The organism is Vagococcus sp. CY53-2, from assembly GCF_022604695.1.
Taxonomy (GTDB): Bacteria; Bacillota; Bacilli; order Lactobacillales; family Vagococcaceae; genus Vagococcus.
Genome location: NZ_JALAHP010000009.1, coordinates 1 through 23439, shown reverse-complemented (window position 1 = coordinate 23439; position 23439 = coordinate 1). Strand labels below are relative to the sequence as shown.

Genomic DNA, 23439 nt, shown 5'->3' with positions numbered 1-23439 from the left:
TGATTAAGAAAGAAGAGAGATAGAGATGACATTCAAAATAGCTTGTTACGGTGTACGACCAAATGAGGTAGCGTACTTTAATGATTTAAACAAATATAACTATGACTTAACATTGATTGAAGAATTATTAACACATGATAATATTGAAACAGCTTATAATCATGATGCAGTCTTATTACGAGGAAATTGTGTGGCTGATAGAGAAAACATTGAGAAAATGTCAGAACATGGTGTGAAATATGTCTTTACACGTACAGTTGGTTTTAATCATATTGACTTAGATGCAGCAAGAGATTATCACATGGAAGTGGCAAGAGTACCATCATACTCTCCTAATGCTATTGCTGAATTGTCATTGACTTTAGCTATGATGTTGTTAAGACATACTTCTTATATGACCATGAGAACAAGCCATAAAAACTTTATTGTTGATAATACCATGTTCAGTAAAGAAATTAGAAATTGTAAAGTGGGAATTATTGGGACTGGAAAAATTGGTTTGACAGAAGCGAAGTTATTTGCCGGATTAGGTGCGACAGTATTAGGATATGATATTTATGAAAATGATGCAGCAAAAGAGATTTTAACCTATACAGATTTAAACGATTTATTAGCACAATCTGATATTGTTAGCATTCATGTACCATATATTCCTGGTGAAAACGATCAAATGATTAATGCCGAATTTATTAGTAAAATGAAAAAAGGAGCTATCCTAATTAATACAGCTCGTGGAGAATTACAAGATAACCAAGCCATTTTAGAAGCGTTAAAGACAAATCATTTAGAAGGATTTGGAACAGATGTATTTGCTAATGAGAAAGATTTATTCTTTAAACAATTTGGTGAGGATCAACCTTTACCTGATCCAACAGTTGAAGAGTTAATTTCTCTCTACCCTAGAGTATTGGTTACTCCTCATGTAGGGTCAAATACAGATGAGGCTTTAACAAACATGATTGAAACAAGCTTTGAGAACTTCCATTCAGTATTAGAATCTGGAAAAACAGCTAATAGTGTTTTATAAAAAATACCCCCTCCAATAACGATTGGAGGGGGTTAACTTATGTTCTTTTATAACGTATAATGGGTCGCCCAACTTCTTGGTACACAATATCCTCTGTTAAGTAATTTGATTCAACTAAAAAGGTTAAATATTTTTTAGTCGAAATACGAGATATTCCAATTTTTTTTGCTAGTTCTTCAGTTGAAAAAGAAGTAGTTTCTTCATTGATTTTTTCTAATACTTTTTCCATTGTTAGTTTTGCTAGGCCTTTAGGTAAATCATTACTTAAAGAAAAATTAGCAGATGTGCTATTAGTCGAGTGCTCGTTGAATAGGACATCAATATTTTGTTGATTAGCGTATTTAAGTTGACTGAATAATTTTTTTTGGTTCATAACTTTTTGTATGGATGATAAAAAGCGTTCTGCGGTAAAAGGTTTGACTAAGTAGTCTATTACCCCAAGTGCTAGAGCTTGTTGAATGGTTTCAATATCATTGGCTGCGGTAATAAGAATAACTGGAACTTGATTATTTTCTTTGCGTAATTCAGCTAAAAATTCAATCCCTGTTTCATTGGGTAGGTAATTATCTAATAAAATAACCTCTACTCTTTTTTCTTGTAAGAGTTTCTTAGCATCTTGTGTTGTTCGATAATTCCCTACAATGTTTATAGTTGGGATAGTTTTTAAAAAGTCTTCATTTAATTTTGCTACCATTGGATCATCTTCAATAATTAGAACGTTCATGGGTTCCTCCTTATTCTATTAATGGTAATTCTATGTAGACCGTCGCACCAATATCATCATTATTAGTGATATCAATTAAACCACCATGTTCATTGACGATGCGATAAATGGCATGGAGACCATATCCTCTTCCTATCCCTTTAGTAGAGAATCCTTTTTGAAAGAGTTTTTCAACATCAGTATGTTGAATACCACAACCACTATCTATCACTTCAATAATTAGGATACTTCCTTCCATTTCATAGGTTATTAGGAGATTAACGTTTTTAATTATTTCTTCTTTAGTCGCATCAATGGCGTTATCCAATAAATTACCTAATATTTGAATAGTATGGTGTACAGTATCATCGATGGTTAAGTCAGGTAAAAAAGATGAAGGGTCTAATGTTAAATTAACGTTTTGTTCTTTTGCTTCATTGATTTTTCCAAGAATAAAACCAGCAATAGCAGGAGATTTAATGATATCAGTAACATGGCCAACTTCCTTTTGGTAGTCATGACTAATTTGTTGAATGTAATCTTGGACTAAATCATATTTTTTCTGTTCAATGAGTCCCATGATAACATGAGTCTTATTCATAAACTCGTGTGTTTGTGCTCTTAGAGCATCAATATATTGTTGGCTTCCACTTAGTGTGTGGATCAGTTGACTCATCTCTGATTGATCTCTAAAAGTGATTACTGATCCATTAAAAGTATCATGAACCATAATAGGCGAAATGGTTGCAATAAGAGTTGTGGTGTTTAGTAGTAATTCTTGATCAGTTTGTTTGTGTTGCAGAGTGAAGCATTCTTTAAAAAAGATAGTATATAATCGCGGATCAATCACCTCATTTTCAATCAGTCTAAATGATGGATCAATAGAAGTTAATAGATTAAAAGCAGCTTGGTTTATAAGAGTAATTTCTTGATCTTTATTAATGGCAATGATACCTTCATTGATTTCATCATTAATCCATTGTTTTTCTTGAACCAATTTAGAAATATCTTGTGGTTCTAATCCAAGCAGAATACGTTTTATGGCAGTACTACTGATGATAGCACCTATTATTCCGACAAATAACCCAATCAATAAAATAAGGGTTATTTTAGCTTGTAAGTTATTAATCTCACCTTGTAACGTATTAAGTGTAATCCCAGCACAGATAACACCTATAATGTGATTATTATCATCTTTAACTGGAACAAAAAAACGAATTCCATCTCCTAGTACTCCTTTTTTTTGAGAAAAATGAGATTCTCCGTTAAGTGTTTTTCTAGCATCATCCAAGTCAGAAAAGGGTTGTCCAATAACGTCAGGGTTTGGATGAGATAATCGAATGAGTTCTTTGTCTAATACAACAATAAAATCCATATTACTGATAGCCGCAACTTCTAATGAAAGAGTTTGGATGTCTTTGGATGTTTTATCTTGAATTAAAGCATCTTTTACTTGTTCATCTGTAGCAAATACCTTGGCAATGGTCGACATTTTATCCTTGGCATGTTTGTATTCATTTTTAACAACATAGTGTTCAATATATAAAGAAGACAGTACTAGCGAAATAAGTGTTGTTAGAAGTACGATAAATATAATAATGGCTCTTAATGAAAACCGACTCATAAATTGACTAATTTTTTGTTGCATGGTTATAGGATACTCCTTCATAAATCGTATTATTCATTATAACTTACAATAGACTGTTTGTGATGATATTCGTAAAAAAAAAAAAGAGCCTTAATTGTTAGGCTCTCTTTTTTTCGATACATAGTACAGAAGGGGGATTATTTTGTTGATTGATAAATTGATAGGTTAAAACAGAGTACATATCCTGTGGGAGTGTTTGAGCAAAGGTTAAAACGTCTGATTTTTCAGCCATTCCTTCTTCGTGACCAGAATAGAGGACAAGAATTAGTCGACCACCTTCTTCTAAAATTGATAGTAACTGATTAATCGCAGTTATTGTTGTATCACTGGTTGTTGTAATGTGTTTATCTCCACGAGGTAGGTAACCTAGGTTAAAGATAGCAGCTTTAATGTTAGTATTTTTTGGTAAGTGATTGACTGCATACTCGTGGCCATCTTTAATTAACGTTGTATTTTGAATAGATTGTGCTGTTATCTTTTTTTGAGTACTTTCTATTGCTTTGTCTTGAATATCAAAGGCATAAACATGTCCAGTATAGCCAACTAATTTGCTTAAAAATAGAGTATCATGTCCATTTCCCATTGTCGCATCAATTACTGTATCACCTAGGATAATACATTCAGTTAAAAGCTGGTGACTAAAATGAAGTGCTGTTTTAAGCATTTTTTTTTCCTCCATGTCTAACATTATAGATTCCTTGATAGGTTTGTCTTTTTTCCAATTCTTTATCAATCCCATTTAAGACTTCCCATTTTTTAAGACTCCACATTGGTCCAATAATCGCTTCTCTTGGAGCGTCTCCGGTTAAACGATGAATAATAATTTCAGGTGGGATGATTTCTAGTTGGTCACAGGTTAATGTGGTGTATTCTTCTTGTGTTAATAGTTTCAGGCGCCCTGAAAGATAATCTTTCTCCATCTTTGTATTTGACATCAAATGAAGAAGATGTAGCTTAATTCCTTGAATATCTGAATCTAAAACAGTTCGCTTGACGTTTTCCATCATCATGTCATATGTTTCACCTGGTAACCCATTGATTAGATGAGTGCAGACATTAATACCATGTTTACGAAGTTTTTCAACACCATCTAAGTAGGTTTTGTAATCATGTGCTCGGTTGATACATTGACTTGTTTCTTCAAAGGTTGTCTGTAAACCAAGTTCTACCCATAAATATAATCGTTTATTTAATTCGGCTAAATAGTCTACTACATCATCAGGTAAACAATCAGGACGAGTCCCAATAGATAAACCAACGACCCCATCTTCATTGATCACTTGTTCAAAGCGATGTTTTAAGATATCAAGAGAAGCATGAGTATTGGTAAAGTTTTGAAAATACACGATATATTGTGTAGTATTAGGCCATTTATGATGCATTTGGTCGACTTCTTTACGAAATTGTACAGGTAAAGGATCACTTGGTGCGATAATCATATCACCAGAACCTGATACACTACAAAAGGTACAGCCGCCTCGAGCGACTGTACCATCTCTGTTTGGGCAATCAAAGCCACCATCAATTGGAACTTTAAAGACTTTTTCATTAAATACTTCTCTAAGAGCAGTATTCCAAGTGTAATAACGTTTTGAGTCTCCTTTTTTATATGTAAACACGTTTATCGTTTCCCTTCAAATCGTTGGATAAAATCATATTTTTTAAAGTATGGGTAACTAAAGGTTAACCAACAGCCACCTAATAAGAATCCACCTAAAATATCAGTTGGGTAATGAACACCTAAGTAAACTCGACTTATTCCAATGAGTAAAATAACAACTCCTAGTGTCATTTGAATCAATAGCCTCATCGCTTTATTATTGATGTATTTATAGGCTAAAAAGATAAGTGTTCCGTAAAATAGCATGCTTCCCATAGCATGTCCACTTGGAAAACTGGAGTGCTTTGCAGCTACTAAATGCTCGACAGCTGGACGTGGGCGATTGAATAGATATTTTAAACTAATATTTCCAATACCTGAAATAAGAACAGTATTTACGGCTAACCAGTAACTAGCAATTTTATCTTTTACTTTAAAATATAAGATTGAAAAGCTAATAATAAATAACAAAGCAATCGTTACGGTGTTACCAAATTTGGTAAAATATTTAAAGACAATCGTTTTCTCAGGTGTAATGGAGCCGCGAATTAATTGTTGGACAGGGTGGTCAATCCCATATAAGACGGATTCATTTGATACGACAAAATAAGCAAGAACAGCAAAGAGTAGTAAGCAAATACTTGCCGCGTAGGACCAATATAATTTCGATGTTTTCATAAAATACCTCCTAAAATAAAAAACAGACTTTATTAATGAAATAACAAAGCCTGTTAATTATACCATGGTTTAGTCGTAACCATAATGTGTATCTTCACTATCTAGCTCATCTACGTCAATTTCTCCATTTTTAGTAGAGGCTTGAAGACTTATTTTTCCTTTATTTGTTTTATATTTTCTATCAGAAGATAAATTTTTATTAAAAATTGAAATATCTCCCAGAGTGGCTTCGAATTCTATCCGATTGTTTTGAATGGAAGATTTATCTGTTTCAATTTTAATATCTCCATTGCTAGAAGTGAGCGTTGTATCAAAATCAATGGCATTATCGTGAAATAGAATATCACCATGGTTTGTTGTGATGTTAGTTTTACCAGTTGTATGGTTGATTGATACATCACCATCTTTAGATGAGATGTCCATGTCTCCTTTTGTATTTCCTGTGAAGATATCCCCCATTTCAGTTGATAGTACCATATGTTTTGCCGTTGTATTAATCACGTTAATATCATATTGTTTAGATGTAGCTGTTAGTGTATCTAAGATTTTAGAGTCTTGGATTGTAAAATCAACGTCATTTTTTATTTGTGAGATGTCATTTGAGCGAATATTTTGTACAAAGATACTTCCATTTGAAATATCAAAATTTATTTTATCTACAGAGAGATCAGACATAGACACATTTATATTTTTTCCATTTATATTGATAGATTCATAATGTTGTGGAATTCGTAAGTAGACGGTATCATCTGTATAATTATTAAAATTAATAATTGAAAATGGATAACGTTTTTCACTACTTACTGTTGGATTATTAATGGTTAAAGCGGAGAGGTCTTTTTCTTCGGTAAACGTGCAATCAACTTGTTTTTTTTTGTCTAATTTAAAATCAACTCCTTGTTTATTCATGTAGATGTTATTATCATCTGATTTTGTGATAGTGACGAATGTAGGTGAGTTGAAATTAATATTTAGCGTTTTATTCTCCTTCGTTGGAATTTTTTTATTAATAGCATTCTGGTCGCGTTCGTTGATAAGTTGTCTTTGTGTAAAAGCTGTTCCTGCACCTCCTATGATAATAAAGAGGATGGCAATAATGATGGCGAAAAAAGTTCGCTTTTTCATGAGTATGTTCCTCCTTTTAAGATAGACCAACACCATTTATGGTAAATCAAGAATAGCTTAACAGCCCCTTTAGTAATTGGTTTCATAATAATAAAGCCTAGGAGTCCAATTCCAAATAAAATCAATGTAATGAAAAATTGGAGCCAAGCATAGGTAGTCACCGCAGTTCCTAATAAGAATAGACTAGCAAGAGGACTACCTATAAAACTAACAATTACAATCCATCCGCTGACTAACAATATAGTAATTAATAAGATAATCCAAAACATAAAAAATAAATTTAATATACCTAAACCAAGTAATTGAAAAAGGCGTGTAGCTTTAGAATCAGATTGGGTATATTGATTAGATGTGTGAAACGGATAAGGTATATCGTGTGTGATTTCGACCCAATCATCATTATAAGTTGGCTGATTATTAAAGGATAAACCTAACTCTTCTAGAACTGACTGAGCAATATGTTTTGGTGATGGAAGTATTTGTGTGATTTCATATTCGGATAACCCTTGAGCAGTTTTTGCATCAAATATGCGTTCATAAGTATTAATAATGGTTTGTTGTTCTTCTTTAGATAATTGATTTAAATAGAGCTTTAACTCTATAAAAAAATGCTCTTTATTCATACGTATCTCCTTCTTTAATTATAACTAAATTCAATATACCGTCAAACCCTATCTATAACAAGATGGAGAGATAAAAATCGGCCTAAAGTATGAGTGTCTGTTATAAGGCTTTATAAAAACACGCTAAGTTATATTAAAAATATTACGTTAAAAAAATTAGTGACTTTTCTTGCTAATAATTTTTTTTGATGATTTAATAGTAGTGATAGATAAATTGTATTAACAAATAATTAATACACGTTTAATGTGCTTTTCCTGTATAAAATAATAAATTAGTGTTTTTAGAACAATTAAATAAAAAATAGGAGAAAAAATCTAGAATGAAAAAAAATAAATTACTTGTAAACCAGCCAATGATTCGTCACGCATCGCTATTTGGAACAGTCTTGTTAACCTCTACAACCATTTTGCCAGGTATCACGGCTCTTGCTTCAGAAAATGTAAATCATGATACATCCACCACGCAAGATGAGTTGTCTAGTAAGAATGAACTAGATGAGGCATCGTCATGGACAGTATCATCTCTAAATGGAAACAATGAGTGGACAGAAAATGCCTCGCCACTTGATTTAACACTCACTTTAGAATCTCATCAGCCAGAACAACTGGACACTTTTGTTCAAGTGTCAGCTAATACTATTATAAATATGACGAATGCTGATGTAGCTATTAAAGATGAAACCGGAAGAATTATTGGTCATTATGAAGTAAATCATGATATGAATCAATTACATTTAATTTTTACAGAAAAACAGTTTACTAAGGCCATCATCTCTATCTCTGTAGATTTTAAAAAAGCTGATTTATCAGATCAGACAGTGGCCATGTCTATTGGGAAAAGCGTAATGACAAAGTCTATTAAAGTCATCGCTAATTCCAAAAAAGAGGAAGTACCAGTCGAAAGTGTGACTGATGTAAGTGATAATTTATCAGATAAATTGGAAGATAGCTCTTTAAGCAAAGACTCACAAAATCAGCTTGAGACTAATCAGTCAATTGAACATGCACAGGGTACTGATTCTGCTCAAACAGATTCGTCCGATACAAAAGAATCAACTCAAGTCATAAAAAAAGGCGAAGTAAAAGAGGAAGCAAAAGATGAAGCAAAAGATGAAGCAAAAGATGAAGCAAAAGATGAAGCAAAAGATGAAGCAAAAGATGAAGTAGAAGATGAAGCAAAAGATGAAGCAAAAGATGAAGCAAAAGATGAAGTAGAAGATGAAGCAAAAGATGAAGTAAAAGATGAAGTAAAAGATGAAGTAAAATACGAAGCAAAAGACGAGCCAAAAGAAGTAGTGAAAGCCGCAAACTTTGTTATGCCAACTCCAAAAGTGGCGACTTTAAGGGCAGCAACACCGCAAGCAGCCTTTATTGATAGTATCGCATCTCACGCTCAAAGCGTCGCAGCCGCAAACGATTTATATGCCTCTGTAATGATTGCTCAGGCTATTTTAGAAAGTGGTTATGGATCAAGTACACTATCATTGCCACCAAATCATAACTTATTTGGAATTAAAGGCACTTACAATGGTCAATCTGTTACAATGGCAACTCAAGAATTTTATGGTGGACAGTATGTCACTATTAATGATGCGTTTAGAAAATATCCCTCTTATCGCGAATCTCTAGAAGATAATGCAAGAGTATTAAAAACAACATCGTTCTCTCCAGGAGTATATTTTTACGCTGGAGCTTGGAAATCGAATACGCGTTCTTATGTAGATGCGACGAAATGGTTAACCGGTAAATATGCAACTGATCCTATGTATAATACTAAATTAAATAATTTAATTGTGACATATAATTTAACGCAGTATGATGACGCAAATTATAGTGGTCCTGTGACAACGCCAACTGTGACAGCACCTGGTTCTTCACCTGGAAATAATGGATCAGGTTCTTCAACGGGTAATTCAGGAACCTATACGGTCAAAAGTGGGGATACACTTTATAGAATCGCGTTAAATCATGGTATGACAGTTCAAGAGCTTAAAAGATTAAATGGGTTAACAAGTGATATGATTCGTGTTGGCCAACAATTGACAGTTAGTGGAAGTCAATCAAATACATCAAGTAATTCTAATAAACCAAGTACGGGTTCTAATAATCAATCTAAACCAAATACTTCTAATAGTGGTAGTAGTAATTCGTCATCTAAGTATACGGTTAAGAGCGGGGATACACTTTATAGAATCGCGCTAAATCATGGTATGACAGTTCAAGAGCTTAAAAGATTAAATGGGTTAACAAGTGATATGATTCATATTGGGCAACAATTGACAGTTAGTGGAAGTCAATCAAACATCTCAAATAGTTCCAATAAACCAAGTACGGGTTCTAATAACCAGTCTAAACCAAATACTTCTAACGGTGGTAGTGGCAATTCGTCATCTAAGTATACGGTTAAGAGTGGGGATACATTGTATGGTCTTGGATTAAAATATGGGCTAAGTGTACAAGAAATTAAATCACTAAATAATTTAACGAGTGATACAATTTATGTTGGTCAATCTTTAAAAATAACGAAACAGACTCAGACTGTGACGTCATCAAATTCGTCAACAAATACGACACAGCAATCTGTTACTCAAGCAACCCACACAGTTAAAAGTGGAGATACATTGTATGGGATTGGTTTGAGATACAATGTATCAATCAATGATATTAAAAAATGGAATAATTTGACGAGTGATTTAATCTACATTGGTCAAACTCTAAAAATTGGTCAAGGAACTAAAAAAAATGCATCAACATCTATAACAACATCAACAAATAATAATGTATCAAATTATCAAGTCAAAAGTGGCGACACACTTTACCGAATAGCTTTAAACAATAAAACAACTGTTCAAGCGTTGAAGCAGGCAAATAATTTAACGAGTGATTTCATTTATGTTGGTCAAGTTTTAACGTTACCAAGAATGACAAGTGTTGTAACATCAAAAAACATACGACATACTGTGATGCCAGGTGAATCACTATGGCTGTTATCACAAAAATATAATGTGAGCGTGTCTCAAATTAAAGATTGGAATAACTTATCAACGAACATTATTTACGCAAATCAAATCTTACGAGTAAGCTAGTTGTCAAAGTAACATTCATTTGATATGATTAACGTAATAATATAAAAACAAGTAGGTAAGAAGTAGTAAAATAGAAAGTTTTTAAGAGAGTATGTGGTTGGTGGAAACATGCAAATGGACTATTTGAACTTGTCTTAAGAAAGAGTTACTTGTCGGAAAATCTATTTTCGTTAACATGGATTAGAGGTGTTCTAGTATAGCTAGGCACAAATTTAGGTGGTACCACGTCAGTCAACGTCCTATAAAAACACGAGAGTGTTTTTATAGGACGTTTTTTTACATAAAATTTTAGGAGGAAAATTCATGGCATATAATCATCTACAAATCGAAGAGAAATGGCGTAACTATTGGAAAAAAAATCAGATATTTAAAACAGGTGAAGAAACAGATAAACCAAATTTTTATGCACTAGATATGTTTCCTTACCCTTCAGGACAGGGGTTACATGTAGGGCATCCAAAAGGGTATACCTCAACAGATGTATTATCTCGCATGAAACGAGCGCAAGGATTTAACGTGCTACATCCAATGGGGTGGGATGCGTTTGGGTTACCTGCTGAACAATATGCTTTGGACACAGGAAATGACCCAGCTGAATTTACTGAAAAAAATATTCAAACCTTTAAACGTCAATTTGATGCATTAGGCTTTAGTTTTGATTGGAATCGTGAAATTAATACCACAGACCCTTCATACTACAAATGGACGCAATGGATTTTTACTAAAATGTTTGAAAAAGGGCTAGCCTATGAAGCGGAAGTACCGGTTAACTGGTGTCCAGCTTTAGGAACCGTATTGGCTAATGAAGAAGTCATTGATGGAAAATCAGAGCGTGGCGATCATCCTGTATATCGTGTTCCAATGAAACAATGGATGTTACGTATTACGGCTTATGCGGATCGTTTAATTGATGATTTAGAGTTGATTGATTGGCCAGAGAGTATTAAAGAGATGCAACGTCATTGGATTGGTCGTTCTGAAGGAGCGAATGTTAATTTTGACATTAAAGGAACAGACAAACAATTCACAGTATTTACAACGCGTCCTGATACATTATTTGGTGCAACTTATGCTGTTATGGCACCTGAGCTTCCACTGGTTCAAGAAATTGTGACACCAGAACAAAAAGATGCAGTGGATGCTTATATCAAAGAAACTGAAAAGAAAACAGATTTAGATCGTACTGAGTTATCAAAAGAAAAAACAGGTGTCTTTACTGGGGCTTATGCAGTAAACCCAGTGAATGGTAAAGAAATCCCTATTTGGATTGCAGATTATGTGCTATCAACTTATGGAACAGGGGCGATCATGGCCGTTCCAGCTCATGACGAACGTGATTATGAATTTGCGAAAACATTTGATTTAGACATTGTTCCTGTTGTAGCTGGTGGAGATGTGTCAAGTGAAGCCTACACAGGAGATGGCGACCATATTAATTCAGACTTCTTAGATGGTATGAATAAAGAAGATGGTATTGAAACAATGATTAAGTGGTTGGAAAAAGAAGGCATCGGTGAACAAAAAACAAGTTATCGTTTGCGTGACTGGTTATTCTCTCGCCAACGTTATTGGGGTGAACCTATTCCAATTATTCATTGGGAAGATGGTACGATGACAGCTGTTCCTGAAGAGGAGTTGCCATTAGTATTGCCGAAATCAAATGATATTAAACCTAGTGGAACAGGTGAATCGCCATTAGCTAATATGACGGAGTGGATTAATGTTGTAGATGAAAAAACTGGCATGAAAGGTCGCCGTGAAACGAATACTATGCCACAATGGGCAGGTAGCTCATGGTACTACTTGCGTTTTATTGACCCACATAATGACGAACAACTAGCAGATCCAGAAAAACTAAAAGAATGGATGCCTGTTGACGTTTATTTAGGTGGAGCAGAACATGCAGTACTTCATTTACTATATGCTCGTTTCTGGCATAAATTCTTATATGATATTGGAGTAGTGGAAACAAAAGAACCATTCCAAACATTATATAATCAAGGCATGATTTTAGGTGAAAACAATGAAAAAATGTCGAAATCAAAAGGAAATGTGGTTAACCCTGATGATATCGTAGAGCAATATGGTGCAGATACCTTGCGTTTATACGAAATGTTTATGGGACCACTTGATGGCTCAATTGCATGGAGCGAAAAAGGGTTAGAAGGAAGCCGTAAATTCTTAGACCGTGTATGGCGTTTGTTTATCGACGAAAACTTTGTCTTACGCGATCGTATCACGAAACATAATGACGAAGCATTGACAAAAGTGTATCATCAAACAGTGAAAAAAGTGACAGAAGATTATACGAACCTACATTTTAATACAGCGATTTCTCAATTAATGACATTTGTAAATGAAGCTTATAAAGCAGAAGCACTACCTGTTGAGTATATGAATGGTTTCTTACAATTATTAGCGCCTGTTGCCCCATTCCTCTCAGAAGAATTATGGGAAAGAATGGGAAATGAAGGATCTATCAGTTATGTCGCTTGGCCAACTTATGATGAATCAGCCTTAGTTGAAGACACAATTGAAGTAATTTTCCAAGTGAATGGAAAAGTTCGTGGGAAAGAAGTAGTTGCTCGTGATCTATCCAAAGAGGAGTTAGAAACGATCGCTATGGAAAATAATGCGGTGAAAGGTCAACTTGATGGAAAAACGATTCGTAAAGTGATTGTTGTACCAAATAAATTAGTTAATATTGTGGCTAATTAAAGTTAAGAATACGTTTAAATCCATTAAAAGTGTTTGCATAAACGTACAATTGTCGATACAATTAGAGCAGTATAATGAAGAAAGTTGGTTAGAATCATGCCAAATCAAAACACTTCTTTTGAGGAGACTGAAAAAGAGTTGAATGCAAAGGAAAAAATGGTTCGTGGCTCTTTATGGATGACAATAGGAAATGTTTTTTCTAGATTACTAGGTGCAGCGTATGTCATCCCATGGTATGCATGGATGGGCACGGATGCTAATATAGCAAACGCCTTATTTAATAAAGGGTATAACATTTACGCCTTGTTTTTAATGATCGCAACAGCTGGTATTCCAGGTGCGATTGCAAAACAAATTTCACACTATAATTCGTTAAATGAGTATGGTATTAGCCGACGGTTATTTAGACGGACGATGGTAATAATGGGTGTGTTTGGCGTTGCCTGTTCGGGAGTTATGTATTTGTTTGCACCAATTTTGGCGGATGGAAACGCTGATTTAATTCCAGTGATGCGAGCTTTAAGTTCAGCTATCTTGATTTTTCCAATGATGAGTGTCATTCGTGGGTATTTTCAAGGGAATCAAAATATGATGCCTTCTGCGGTATCACAAATTATTGAACAGATTGCCCGAGTATTTTATATGCTTCTGATGACGTTTATTATTATGAAAGTGACGACAGGTGATTATGTTGATGCTGTTATCCAATCAACCTTTGCTGCGTTTATTGGAATGCTTGGTGCATTTGCTGCATTAATTTGGTTTTATAGTAAACAAAAATCACGTATGAATTACTTGGTTGACAATAGTAATAATGAGGTAGAAATATCTGAAAATCTTTTGATTAAAGAGATGATTAAACAAGCAATTCCGTTTATTATCGTGGGTTCTGCCATTACCTTGTTTAAGTTGGTTGACCAATACACATTTGAAAGAATGATGGCAAGTTTTACAAATTATTCACCGAAACAATTGCAAGCTTTGTTTAGTATTTTTAGTGCAAACCCTGATAAATTGGTTATGATTACGGTGTCTTTGGCTACAGGTATGGCTATGACAAGTTTGCCCCTTGTGACAGCAGCTTATACCAAAAATGAAAAAACTGAATTAGCTAAGTTAATTAGTGATAACATTCAGCTGCTACTTTTCATCATGGTACCAGCGACATTAGGAATGATTGTTTTAGCAAGACCAATGTACGCTTTATTTTATATACCAGAAACACTGGGCGTGAGTGTGCTGATTGAAGCTAGTTTAGTTGGTCTTGTAATGGGATACTTTATTCTGATTTCAACAACATTACAAGGATTGTATCAAAACCGAGAAGCTATCTTGTTATTAGGTATGGGACTAGTAATAAAATTAGTTCTACAATACCCAATGATTCGTATGTTTGAAACATATGGACCACTCATTGCGACAGCTATTGGTTTAGGTGTAGCTGCAATGTTTATGACGCGTTCGATTTACCGAATTACCAAGTTTGATTTATCAATTACAGCCAAAAGAATCTTACTAATCATGATCTTAGGTGCAATCATGTCATTTATTACTTGGCTTGTCAGAAGTGGCCTATACACGATATTAAATCCTGATAGAAAATTTCAAGCCTTTATTATTATTATGATATGTGTGGTGTTTGGTATTATCAGTTATGGCTGGTTAGTACTACGCGTAAGATTAGCAGATCAATTACTTGGCCCTAAAGCACGAAAATATCGTCGGAAATTTAGAATAAAATAAACAGGAAGAACATCTATTTAGGTGTTCTTTCTTGCATTAGGAGAAGAAATAGATGCGTTTAGATAAGTTTTTAAGTCATACAGGATTTGGTAGTCGCAAAGAAGTAAAAGAGTTACTGAAGAAAAAGCGAGTGACGGTCAATCAAACGATGGTAAGAGATGCTAAATTTTCAGTTAATGAAAATGAGGATGAGGTCTGCGTCGATGGCCAACCCGTTTTATACGAAAAATATGTTTATTACATGTTGAATAAACCAAAAGGAGTTATTTCTGCGACAGAGGACGCATCCTCTCGAACAGTGATTGATTTAGTCAAAGTAGATGATTATAAAAAGGGATTATTTCCAGTGGGACGACTAGATAAAGATACAACGGGGCTGTTATTATTGACGAATGATGGGGCATTAGCACATGAATTATTGTCTCCTAAAAAGAAAGTGCCTAAATTGTATCAAGCATTAGTTCAAGGAAAAATGACAGATGAAGATATCGATGTTTTTTCTAAGGGAGTAATTCGATTAGATGGGGATGAGTGTTTGCCAGCTAAGTTAACCATTTTATCTGTTGATGAGAAAAAAGAACAAAGTATCATTCAATTAGAAATTATGGAAGGAAAATATCATCAAGTCAAACGTATGGTAGGTGCTGTTGGAAAAAAAGTAATAGAGCTTGAAAGGCTTGAAATGGCTAATCTGATATTAGATACAGAGTTACTTAGAGGAAAGTATCGTCCATTAACTGAAAATGAGCTGAAATTGTTAAAAAATAACGAATAAACTCGCTTAAATCCTAAATTATATTATCTAAAACATTAAAAAAATGATATGATAAAGTAAGATAAAATCAACAGGAGGTATTTTTGTATGACAATCGATTGGAGAAAAGAAGTCGAAGCTCGTCGCGAAGACTTAATGAAAGATTTATTTACGCTACTAAGTATTCCTAGTGTTAGAGAAGATGATTTAGCGACAGAAGATGCACCAGTTGGTCCTGGACCAAAAGCAGCGTTATTAAAATTTTTAGAATTAGGAGAACGTGATGGTTTCTTGACTAAAAATGTTGATAACATTGCAGGTCACATTGAATTTGGTGAAGGCGATGAAACATTAGGGGTATTTGGTCACGTTGATGTGGTACCAGTTGGACCAGGTTGGGATACAGATCCCTTTGAACCAGTAGAAAAAGATGGACGTATTTATGCGCGTGGTGCTAGTGATGATAAAGGGCCTACAATGGCTGCTTACTATGCCTTAAAAATTATCAAAGAGTTAGGATTACCAGTTTCCAAAAAAACACGTGTCATTATTGGAACAGATGAGGAAAGTGAATGGAAATGTATGGACCACTACTTAGAAGTGGAAGAGACACCAGATTTTGGTTTCTCACCAGATGCAGAATTTCCTATCATCAATGGTGAAAAAGGAAATACAACCATTTTAATTGAGTATCCTGGTAAAAATGAAGGGAACTTAACATTAGTTAAATTTGATTCAGGTATGCGTGATAACATGGTACCAGAAATAGCAACTGCTGTTGTTGACATTTCAGGTGATATTAATGCATTTGAAAAAGAATTTGAAGAATATTTAACAACAGTACCTGTAACAGGTGATATTGAAGTGGTAGGATCTACTGCAACATTGACTGTTCATGGTAAAGCCGCTCATGGCGCTATGCCAAGTAAAGGAATTAATGCCGGAACTTATTTAGCAAACTTCTTAAGCTTCTATGATTTTTCAGGTTCAGCAAAAGATTACCTAACAACGATTGCAGATTATGTCCATACTGATACTGAAGGTAAAAACTTTGGTGTGAATCATGTTGATGATGTTATGGGAGATTTAACAATGAATGCTGGTGTGTTCAAATTTGATTCTTCAAGAGATGACAACATAATCACATTGAACTTCCGTTATCCTAAAGGGTTAACTGAAGAGATGATTTTTGATCGCATTTCTGAAAAAACAGCCAATACATCAGCTAAAGTGATTCAAAAACCTGGTGGAAAAGGTCCTCACTATGTATCACCAGAAGATCCATTGGTGAAAACTTTATTAGATGTTTACGAAGACCATACTGGTCTTAAAGGTCATGAACAAGTTATCGGTGGTGGAACATTTGGTCGTTTATTAGAACGTGGCGTTGCTTATGGCGCCATGTTCCCAGATAGTATCGATACAATGCACCAAAAAAATGAATTTATTTCAGTTGATGATTTAATTAATGCAACAGTGATTTACGCTGATGCGATTTATCGTTTAATTAAATAATAAATAAAATCCCATCAGTTCATGATTGAACTGATGGGATTTTATTTTAATGAAAGAAGCATGTGCTTTTTTTTTCGAGTTCAATAGATTTTGCTGTATAGTTTGTAAAATAAGAATCGGATCCAAGATTAATAGCCTTATTAATATCTGCCATACTATTTAGCGTCCAAAAGTTAGCTTGTTTATGTAGAATATCAAGAATATAGTAATAATTATTTTTTCTTTTTTATAAATAACTTTTTTAGAGAAACTATAACATAAAAAAGAGTCCCTTAATGAAAGGACTCTTTTAGTATTGATTCATTAATCTGCTCTTAAGGCAATAGCAGCATCTTTTTTCGCTGCGATTTTTGCTGGGATATGCCCACCAAGCATGGTTAAAATGGTTGAAATAATGACTAAAATCAACGCATGTTTTGGATTTAATTGTGCCACATTTTTTAAGTCAGTTAATTTATATAATAAATTATTGATAGGGAACGTAGAAGCGTAAGCAATGAGAACACCTAGTGAACCAGAGGCGATACCTAAAATACAGGTTTCAGCATCAAATACACGCGTGATATCTTTTTTTCTAGCCCCTAAAGCCTTTAAGACACCAATTTCTTTTGTTCTCTCAAGAACAGATGTATAAGTGATGATACCAATCATAATCATACTAGTAACAAGGGAAATTCCCGCAAAGGCAATTAAAACGTAAGTGATCGCATCCATCAAACCACCAGTTAGTTGTGTCATAGTTCCAGCTAAATCAGTGTATAAAATCCGGTCTTCTTTATCTTTACCTTTATTGTATTTATCTAGATACGCTAAAATTTGTTCTTTGTCACTAAAGTTATTTGGATAAATTAAAATACTAGATGGAATATTAGTACCACCAAGATAAGCAAGTAGATTATCTTTAGCTTGAGCATCAAGAGATTCATTATTCATCACGTTTTTGTTACTATCTCGTTGTGCTTTGACAATGTCTGATTGCTCATTTTCATCTACAATTTTAGCTGTTAGTTCATTACTATAGGCAAATCCTGGTGAGAGTAAATTCATACTAGAGGAAGATTTAACACGTAAAATTCCGCTTACGTGAATAGTAGTGTTACTAGTATTGTCGTACATTTTTTGATAATCAGTATTTGGAATAAAATTACCAGTCGGAATTTTTTGATAATATGTATTGTTAGAAATTAATTTAAATTCTTTTCCAACAATGTCACCAAATGGGAGTGGTTCATTTTCTTTAACATTTAATCCAATATTTTTCAAAGCATTGATATTGGTTGCATTTTGTCTATCAACAATTAATACAATATCTGTTGCAGAGGTTGGATATTCTCCTGCAATAACATTATAATTTTCTTTTAAAAAGTCTTTAGAGTCATTGTTAAGTTTGGTTGGAAAAGATGAAATTCCTATACCTGTCATTGAGGACATAGCAGATTCCATAGAACCACCACTGTTTGGTGTGGCGTTAGAAAAGCTGATAGGTTTAATGTCTCCATTAACGTCACCTAAAATATTCATGGCAACGGTTCTAGAATAACCTATATTATTTGTTAGTGATGGATTAATCTTTTTAATATAATCAATATACTTTTGATCTATATGGTTAATATGTTGCGCTTTATCTTGTTCACTTTGTTTAGGAGTAATCTCTTTTTTATTAGAATAAGAGCCTTTATCACTACCTAAAGCATTTTTTTGATTGATAGTTTGATCGGTTGTAATTTGTGAAATGGTAATAGGAAATTTGGCCAGTGTTTCTGTTTGCGTTTTATCAATTTGCTTTTGAAATCCATTAGATAGGGACAAAACAATTCCAATACTAATGATTCCAATACTTGAAGCAAAAGCAGTTAGTAATGTTCTCCCCTTTTTTGTACGTAAGTTATTAAAGGATAATTTTAACGCAGTGAAAAAATTCATTTTAGTTCGTTTTAGTTTAAATTTAGTATCATATATTTCTTCAGTATAGGGATTTGAATCATTTTTTATTTTTCCATCAGAAAACTCGATAATACGATCAGCATAGTCATAAGCAAGTTCAGGATTATGTGTGACCATGATGACTAATATTTCTTTAGAAAGTTCCTTGATAAGCTTCATGATTTGTAAACTAGTTTCTGTATCTAACGCTCCTGTTGGCTCATCACATAGTAAAATATCTGGATTGTTTGCAAGCGCTCGAGCAATCGCGACACGTTGCATTTGTCCACCTGATAATTGATTGGGTTTTTTATGCATATGACCAGAAAGCCCCACTCTTTCTAAGGCAGCTGTTGCATGTTTTCTTTTTTCTTCTTTTGATACACCACTAAGAGTCATCCCCAATTCGACATTTTCGATAATTCCTAAATGACTGATTAAATTATAACTTTGGAAGACAAAGCCTATTGAATTATTTCGATAAGCATCCCAATCACTATCTTTAAAATCTTTTGTGGATTTTCCATCGATAATCATATCACCTGAATCGTAATTATCTAGCCCACCAATGACATTGAGTAAAGTCGTTTTACCAGAACCACTTGCTCCTAATATTGCAACAAATTCTTGTCGCCTAAACGATACAGAGACACCATCGAGTGCTTTTGTTGTCGTACCACCAATAGTGTAATATTTTTTGATATTTCTTAATGCAAGCATGTGATTCCCTCTTTTCTTTTATTAATATATTATTAACGAAATATTTGTTAATAAACTAGCTTTTATTATAACAAATTTTTTTGGATATGCTATTGATATGTTGCTCTTACTAATTTAAACATAACTTGTCCATATTTCCCGTGGATAAGTATGGATAACTTTTTAATAGACACATTTTATCTTTATATAGGTTGATGGATTAGAATTTCAATTTTAGGTAAATTAAGTGAAATTAAGTGTTCGTGTGTAAATTTAACACAAAAATTGTGGATAAGTCTGTGGACACTGTGCATAACTTTTATAAGCGTTGAAAAATAAATGTTTTTTTGTGAATAAAATATTTGTGGATAACTTAAAATAAACACCAATCTTTTTTTGTTCGCCAATGAAAATTACTTTACAGAAAATAATAAAACTTATCCAAATAAACAAAGTTATTAGGATAAGTTTAAAAGTAATCTTATTTGACACGTTAAAGAGAATTATTTTCTTTTAAAATAGTTGGTTCAAGATTTTGTATAGTTTTGTATGAAGATTGTAAATATTCAGGAGATCCTTCAGAAAAACCATAAGAAAAGTCTGTTTCTAAGAAAGCATCTGCCATTTCTTTTGCTAAATAAGGTGTGATAATCAAGCCACCCATTGCTAACACGTTAGCATTATTTATTTTTCTAGACAAGGTTGCTGTTTTAATACTTTCGCATAAAGCAGAATAAACACCATTAAACTTATTTGCTACAATATTTACGCCCATACCAGTACCACAAAAAATGAAACCTCGATCGTATTTTTTATTAGCTATCGCTTTTCCAACTTCGAAACCAACAGAGTAGTATGCTTGATCATCATCCTCAGTAATATCAGTTATTTCAAGTCCTTTGTTCAATAAATGTTTTTTTACTTCATTTTTTAACGCTAAACCAGAAGGATCTGCTCCCATAATAATTTTCATTATATTCGCTCCTTTTTTTATTTTTAAAACATATAAATAGATTGAATATGTATATTATTATTGTATAAAAAAACACTATAAATGTAAAATGATGTTATTTGATAATTAATGATTTGTGTAAAAATATAAAAGGGAAATCTTATCACTAAGATTTCCCTTTTATATTAATTATTTTTTATCGTCATGTTCTTTAAATTTGTCTTTAACATCATCAACTATTTCTTCTGTTTTTTCTTTAATTTCAGAGGATACTTCTTTTACTTTGCCTTCAGCTTGTTTTAAAAGACCTTTATTTTTTAACTTGTCATTATTTGTAATGTCACCTGTAGTTTCTTCAACTTTACCTACCGCTTTGTCAACTTTACCTGTATCAGTCATATTAAATTCCTCCTATTTCTATTGATGTATCTTAAGTATATATCAAAACACTTAAAAAATTCAAATGAAAGGCTTTCATTTGAATTTTTTATTATATTAAAAGATGTTAAAAAAAACAGATATTTCATAGTACGTGGCTGTCATAATTAAATAGTATTAAAAAAGAATTACTAAAATAGAGCTGTTGTTTATGATGAGGATTGGTTTTGTTAGCAGTACATGTATAGGGAAAAAGGTAGACGAATTTGTGGAAGAACAGTGTTAGTCAACAATAATAAAAATAATGATATGATAGTTGGTGTTGGTTTATCAGATATAGAGACGACAGAAAACAATTTACGACTAATGGTAAAAAAGTATCCAGTGTTTTTGTTAGCCTTAATTGAAGAGATACTTAAAATGTATTTATTAATTGATAGATTGTCCTTGGTTATGGAAATCTTTTAAAGTCTATCAGGAGAAACTTTCTCTGAGAATCCAGAGACATTAAATTCTCTAAGATGAAAATACATTGACATTTTGGATTTATCAGTAAATCAAGAAAACAAACAAGTAGAATATCTGATGAATAGTTTCTAAAGTATCTCAAAATAGAAAAAATAAATAAAGAGAATGGAAACAGGAAACAGTATACAAAAAGTATTAAAAGCATATAAGGAAATATTAACGGATTACTATAAACAATTAGAGAAATAATTGAAATAAAAAGTTAAAATTAAATGTGAAAACCACCTAATTTTATATTTTTGTTTGACTAGTGACACTTTGTCACTTATCATAGTTTTATAATGACAAAGTGTCACCGGTCAAACAATTTACGAGAGGGGAAATATAATGAGTAAAGAGTTGATTTTAGCTAGTATAGCTATGATTATTGCTTTAATATCTTACAGTATAGGAGTATTTGGTGAAAGAAGAACGGGGACTATCCAATTAAAACATATTTTATTTTTTGTTGGAGGGCTTATATTTGACTCGACAGGAACAGCTTTGATGAACCAAATTGCTTCTGAAAATGCAGGATCAACTTTTGGTTTACACCAAATTACTGGTGGTGCGGCACTTGTTTTGATGGGCTTTCATTTAATTTGGGCAATTGCTGTGTATAAAAAAGGTTCTGAAAAAGCAAAGAAACAGTTTCATAAGTTTAGTTTAGGTGTTTGGAGTCTATGGGTTATCTCATTTATTTTAGGTATGTTTGTAGGTATGGGGATTATATAAATAAAAGTTATTAAAAAAGAGTCTGACTCAAAAGTAATTTTTTAAATGAAAATGACTAAACTAACAAAAGAAGTAATCCCATGAAGTCAGTTTTTAATAAACTGACTTCATGGGATTGCTTTTTGGTAAGGTTTTTGGCTCAGCCTCTTTTAATGTATGTATCTATCTTACATTAATTGAACGATGTCTAATAATAATAGCAGACGAACCTAAAAGACCTAAGCCGATTAAAGGTGTAGTCATTTTTGACGTTGTTTCACTCGTTTGTGGTAATTCAGAAGCTTTCGATGAAGTAGTCGTAGCTGTTGGAACCACAATTGTTTGGATTGCTTCAGAAACTATAGGTTTGTTGACAATAGATGATACCAATTCATTTTCTGGTGTGCTTGGTTTTACAATTAAATCAATACCAGGAGCAGTTGGGTCTTCCATTAGCCCATTGTCAGGAGCCATTGGAGCATCTGGTTCAAATACTAGACCATTGTCAGGAGCCATTGGAGCATCTGGCTCAAATACCAGCCCATTATCAGGAGCCATTGGAGCATCTGGTTCAAATACTAGACCATTGTCAGGAGCCATTGGAGCATCTGGCTCAAATACCAGCCCATTATCAGGAGCCATTGGAGCATCTGGCTCAAATACTAGCCCATTGTCAGGAGCCATTGGAGCATCTGGTTCAAATACTAGCCCATTGTCAGGAGCCATTGGAGCATCTGGCTCAAATACCAGCCCATTATCAGGAGCCATTGGAGCATCTGGTTCAAATACTAGACCATTGTCAGGAGCCATTGGAGCATCTGGCTCAAATACCAGCCCATTATCAGGAGCCATTGGAGCATCTGGCTCAAATACTAGCCCATTGTCAGGAGCCATTGGAGCATCTGGCTCAAATACCAGACCATTGTCAGGAGCCATTGGAGCATCTGGCTCAAATACTAGCCCATTGTCAGGAGCCATTGGAGCATCTGGTTCAAATACTAGCCCATTGTCAGGAGCCATCGGAGCATCTGGTTCAAATACTAGCC

General features: G+C 33.5%; 18 protein-coding genes and 1 pseudogene. 8 read left to right on the top strand and 11 right to left on the bottom strand.

Annotated elements, in window-relative coordinates; translation table 11 throughout:
* Window positions 1-25 precede the first annotated feature (25 nt).
* Window positions 26-1027, top strand: a complete 1002-nt coding sequence (locus tag MN581_RS09450; RefSeq protein ID WP_117973821.1) for a 2-hydroxyacid dehydrogenase — start codon at window positions 26-28, stop codon at window positions 1025-1027.
* Between the two features lie 37 nt (window positions 1028-1064).
* Here MN581_RS09450 and MN581_RS09445 read toward each other — a convergent pair whose 3' ends face one another.
* The 7 genes from MN581_RS09445 to MN581_RS09415 form a co-directional block, all read right to left on the bottom strand.
* Window positions 1065-1751 (bottom strand): response regulator, encoded by a 687-nt coding sequence (locus MN581_RS09445; RefSeq protein WP_117973823.1) that lies wholly within the window; start codon window positions 1749-1751, stop codon window positions 1065-1067.
* 10 nt (window positions 1752-1761) lie between these two features.
* On the bottom strand, window positions 1762-3378 hold the full coding sequence (locus MN581_RS09440; RefSeq protein WP_158559460.1) for a sensor histidine kinase: 1617 nt from the start codon (window positions 3376-3378) through the stop codon (window positions 1762-1764).
* Between the two features lie 97 nt (window positions 3379-3475).
* Window positions 3476-4042 (bottom strand): class I SAM-dependent methyltransferase, encoded by a 567-nt coding sequence (locus MN581_RS09435; RefSeq protein ID WP_117973827.1) that lies wholly within the window; start codon window positions 4040-4042, stop codon window positions 3476-3478.
* Window positions 4035-5003 carry a TIGR01212 family radical SAM protein gene (locus MN581_RS09430; RefSeq protein ID WP_117973829.1) on the bottom strand — a complete coding sequence of 323 codons (969 nt, stop codon included), beginning with the start codon at window positions 5001-5003 and terminating at the stop codon, window positions 4035-4037. The genes MN581_RS09435 and MN581_RS09430 overlap by 8 nt, the downstream gene beginning before the upstream one ends.
* Complete coding sequence (locus tag MN581_RS09425) at window positions 5000-5656, bottom strand: phosphatase PAP2 family protein (protein ID WP_117973831.1); 657 nt, start codon at window positions 5654-5656, stop codon at window positions 5000-5002. The genes MN581_RS09430 and MN581_RS09425 overlap by 4 nt, the downstream gene beginning before the upstream one ends.
* Window positions 5657-5725: 69 nt before the next feature.
* Complete coding sequence (locus tag MN581_RS09420) at window positions 5726-6781, bottom strand: DUF4097 family beta strand repeat-containing protein (RefSeq protein ID WP_158559461.1); 1056 nt, start codon at window positions 6779-6781, stop codon at window positions 5726-5728.
* On the bottom strand, window positions 6778-7404 hold the full coding sequence (locus MN581_RS09415; RefSeq protein ID WP_117973835.1) for a DUF1700 domain-containing protein: 627 nt from the start codon (window positions 7402-7404) through the stop codon (window positions 6778-6780). The genes MN581_RS09420 and MN581_RS09415 overlap by 4 nt, the downstream gene beginning before the upstream one ends.
* A 320-nt stretch (window positions 7405-7724) precedes the next feature.
* On the opposite strand from MN581_RS09415, the gene MN581_RS09410 reads away from it, so the two are divergent.
* From MN581_RS09410 to pepV, 5 genes are all read left to right on the top strand, one after another.
* Window positions 7725-10490 carry a LysM peptidoglycan-binding domain-containing protein gene (locus tag MN581_RS09410; RefSeq protein ID WP_241699663.1) on the top strand — a complete coding sequence of 922 codons (2766 nt, stop codon included), beginning with the start codon at window positions 7725-7727 and terminating at the stop codon, window positions 10488-10490.
* A gap of 303 nt (window positions 10491-10793) precedes the next feature.
* Window positions 10794-13208 (top strand): leucine--tRNA ligase, encoded by a 2415-nt coding sequence (gene leuS, locus MN581_RS09405; protein WP_117973839.1) that lies wholly within the window; start codon window positions 10794-10796, stop codon window positions 13206-13208.
* Window positions 13209-13304: 96 nt separating this feature from the next.
* On the top strand, window positions 13305-14951 hold the full coding sequence (locus tag MN581_RS09400) for a polysaccharide biosynthesis protein (RefSeq protein ID WP_241699662.1): 1647 nt from the start codon (window positions 13305-13307) through the stop codon (window positions 14949-14951).
* 52 nt (window positions 14952-15003) lie between these two features.
* Entirely contained in the window at window positions 15004-15726 is a 723-nt protein-coding gene (locus MN581_RS09395) for a pseudouridine synthase (RefSeq protein ID WP_117973842.1), read from the top strand.
* 87 nt (window positions 15727-15813) lie between these two features.
* A complete protein-coding gene (pepV, locus tag MN581_RS09390) occupies window positions 15814-17220 on the top strand; it encodes a dipeptidase PepV (RefSeq protein ID WP_241699661.1) in 1407 nt (468 codons plus the stop codon).
* Window positions 17221-17523: 303 nt separating this feature from the next.
* Here the strand turns inward: pepV and MN581_RS09385 are convergent, their stop codons facing one another.
* From MN581_RS09385 to MN581_RS09375, 3 genes are all read right to left on the bottom strand, one after another.
* Window positions 17524-19863, bottom strand: a complete 2340-nt coding sequence (locus tag MN581_RS09385; RefSeq protein ID WP_241699660.1) for an ABC transporter ATP-binding protein/permease — start codon at window positions 19861-19863, stop codon at window positions 17524-17526.
* A gap of 472 nt (window positions 19864-20335) precedes the next feature.
* A complete protein-coding gene (locus tag MN581_RS09380; RefSeq protein WP_241699659.1) occupies window positions 20336-20815 on the bottom strand; it encodes an RpiB/LacA/LacB family sugar-phosphate isomerase in 480 nt (159 codons plus the stop codon).
* 168 nt (window positions 20816-20983) lie between these two features.
* Window positions 20984-21193 carry a CsbD family protein gene (locus MN581_RS09375; protein ID WP_241699658.1) on the bottom strand — a complete coding sequence of 70 codons (210 nt, stop codon included), beginning with the start codon at window positions 21191-21193 and terminating at the stop codon, window positions 20984-20986.
* A gap of 219 nt (window positions 21194-21412) precedes the next feature.
* Here MN581_RS09375 and MN581_RS09370 point away from each other — a divergent pair, with 219 nt between their 5' ends.
* Both MN581_RS09370 and MN581_RS09365 read left to right on the top strand, forming a co-directional pair.
* Window positions 21413-21640, top strand: coding sequence for a hypothetical protein (locus MN581_RS09370; protein WP_117973850.1), 228 nt, complete (start codon window positions 21413-21415; stop codon window positions 21638-21640).
* Between the two features lie 387 nt (window positions 21641-22027).
* Window positions 22028-22414 carry an HsmA family protein gene (locus MN581_RS09365; protein ID WP_241699657.1) on the top strand — a complete coding sequence of 129 codons (387 nt, stop codon included), beginning with the start codon at window positions 22028-22030 and terminating at the stop codon, window positions 22412-22414.
* Between the two features lie 162 nt (window positions 22415-22576).
* On the opposite strand, the pseudogene MN581_RS09360 reads toward MN581_RS09365, so the two are convergent.
* Window positions 22577-23439, bottom strand: a pseudogene (locus MN581_RS09360) (hypothetical protein); the annotation flags it as partial.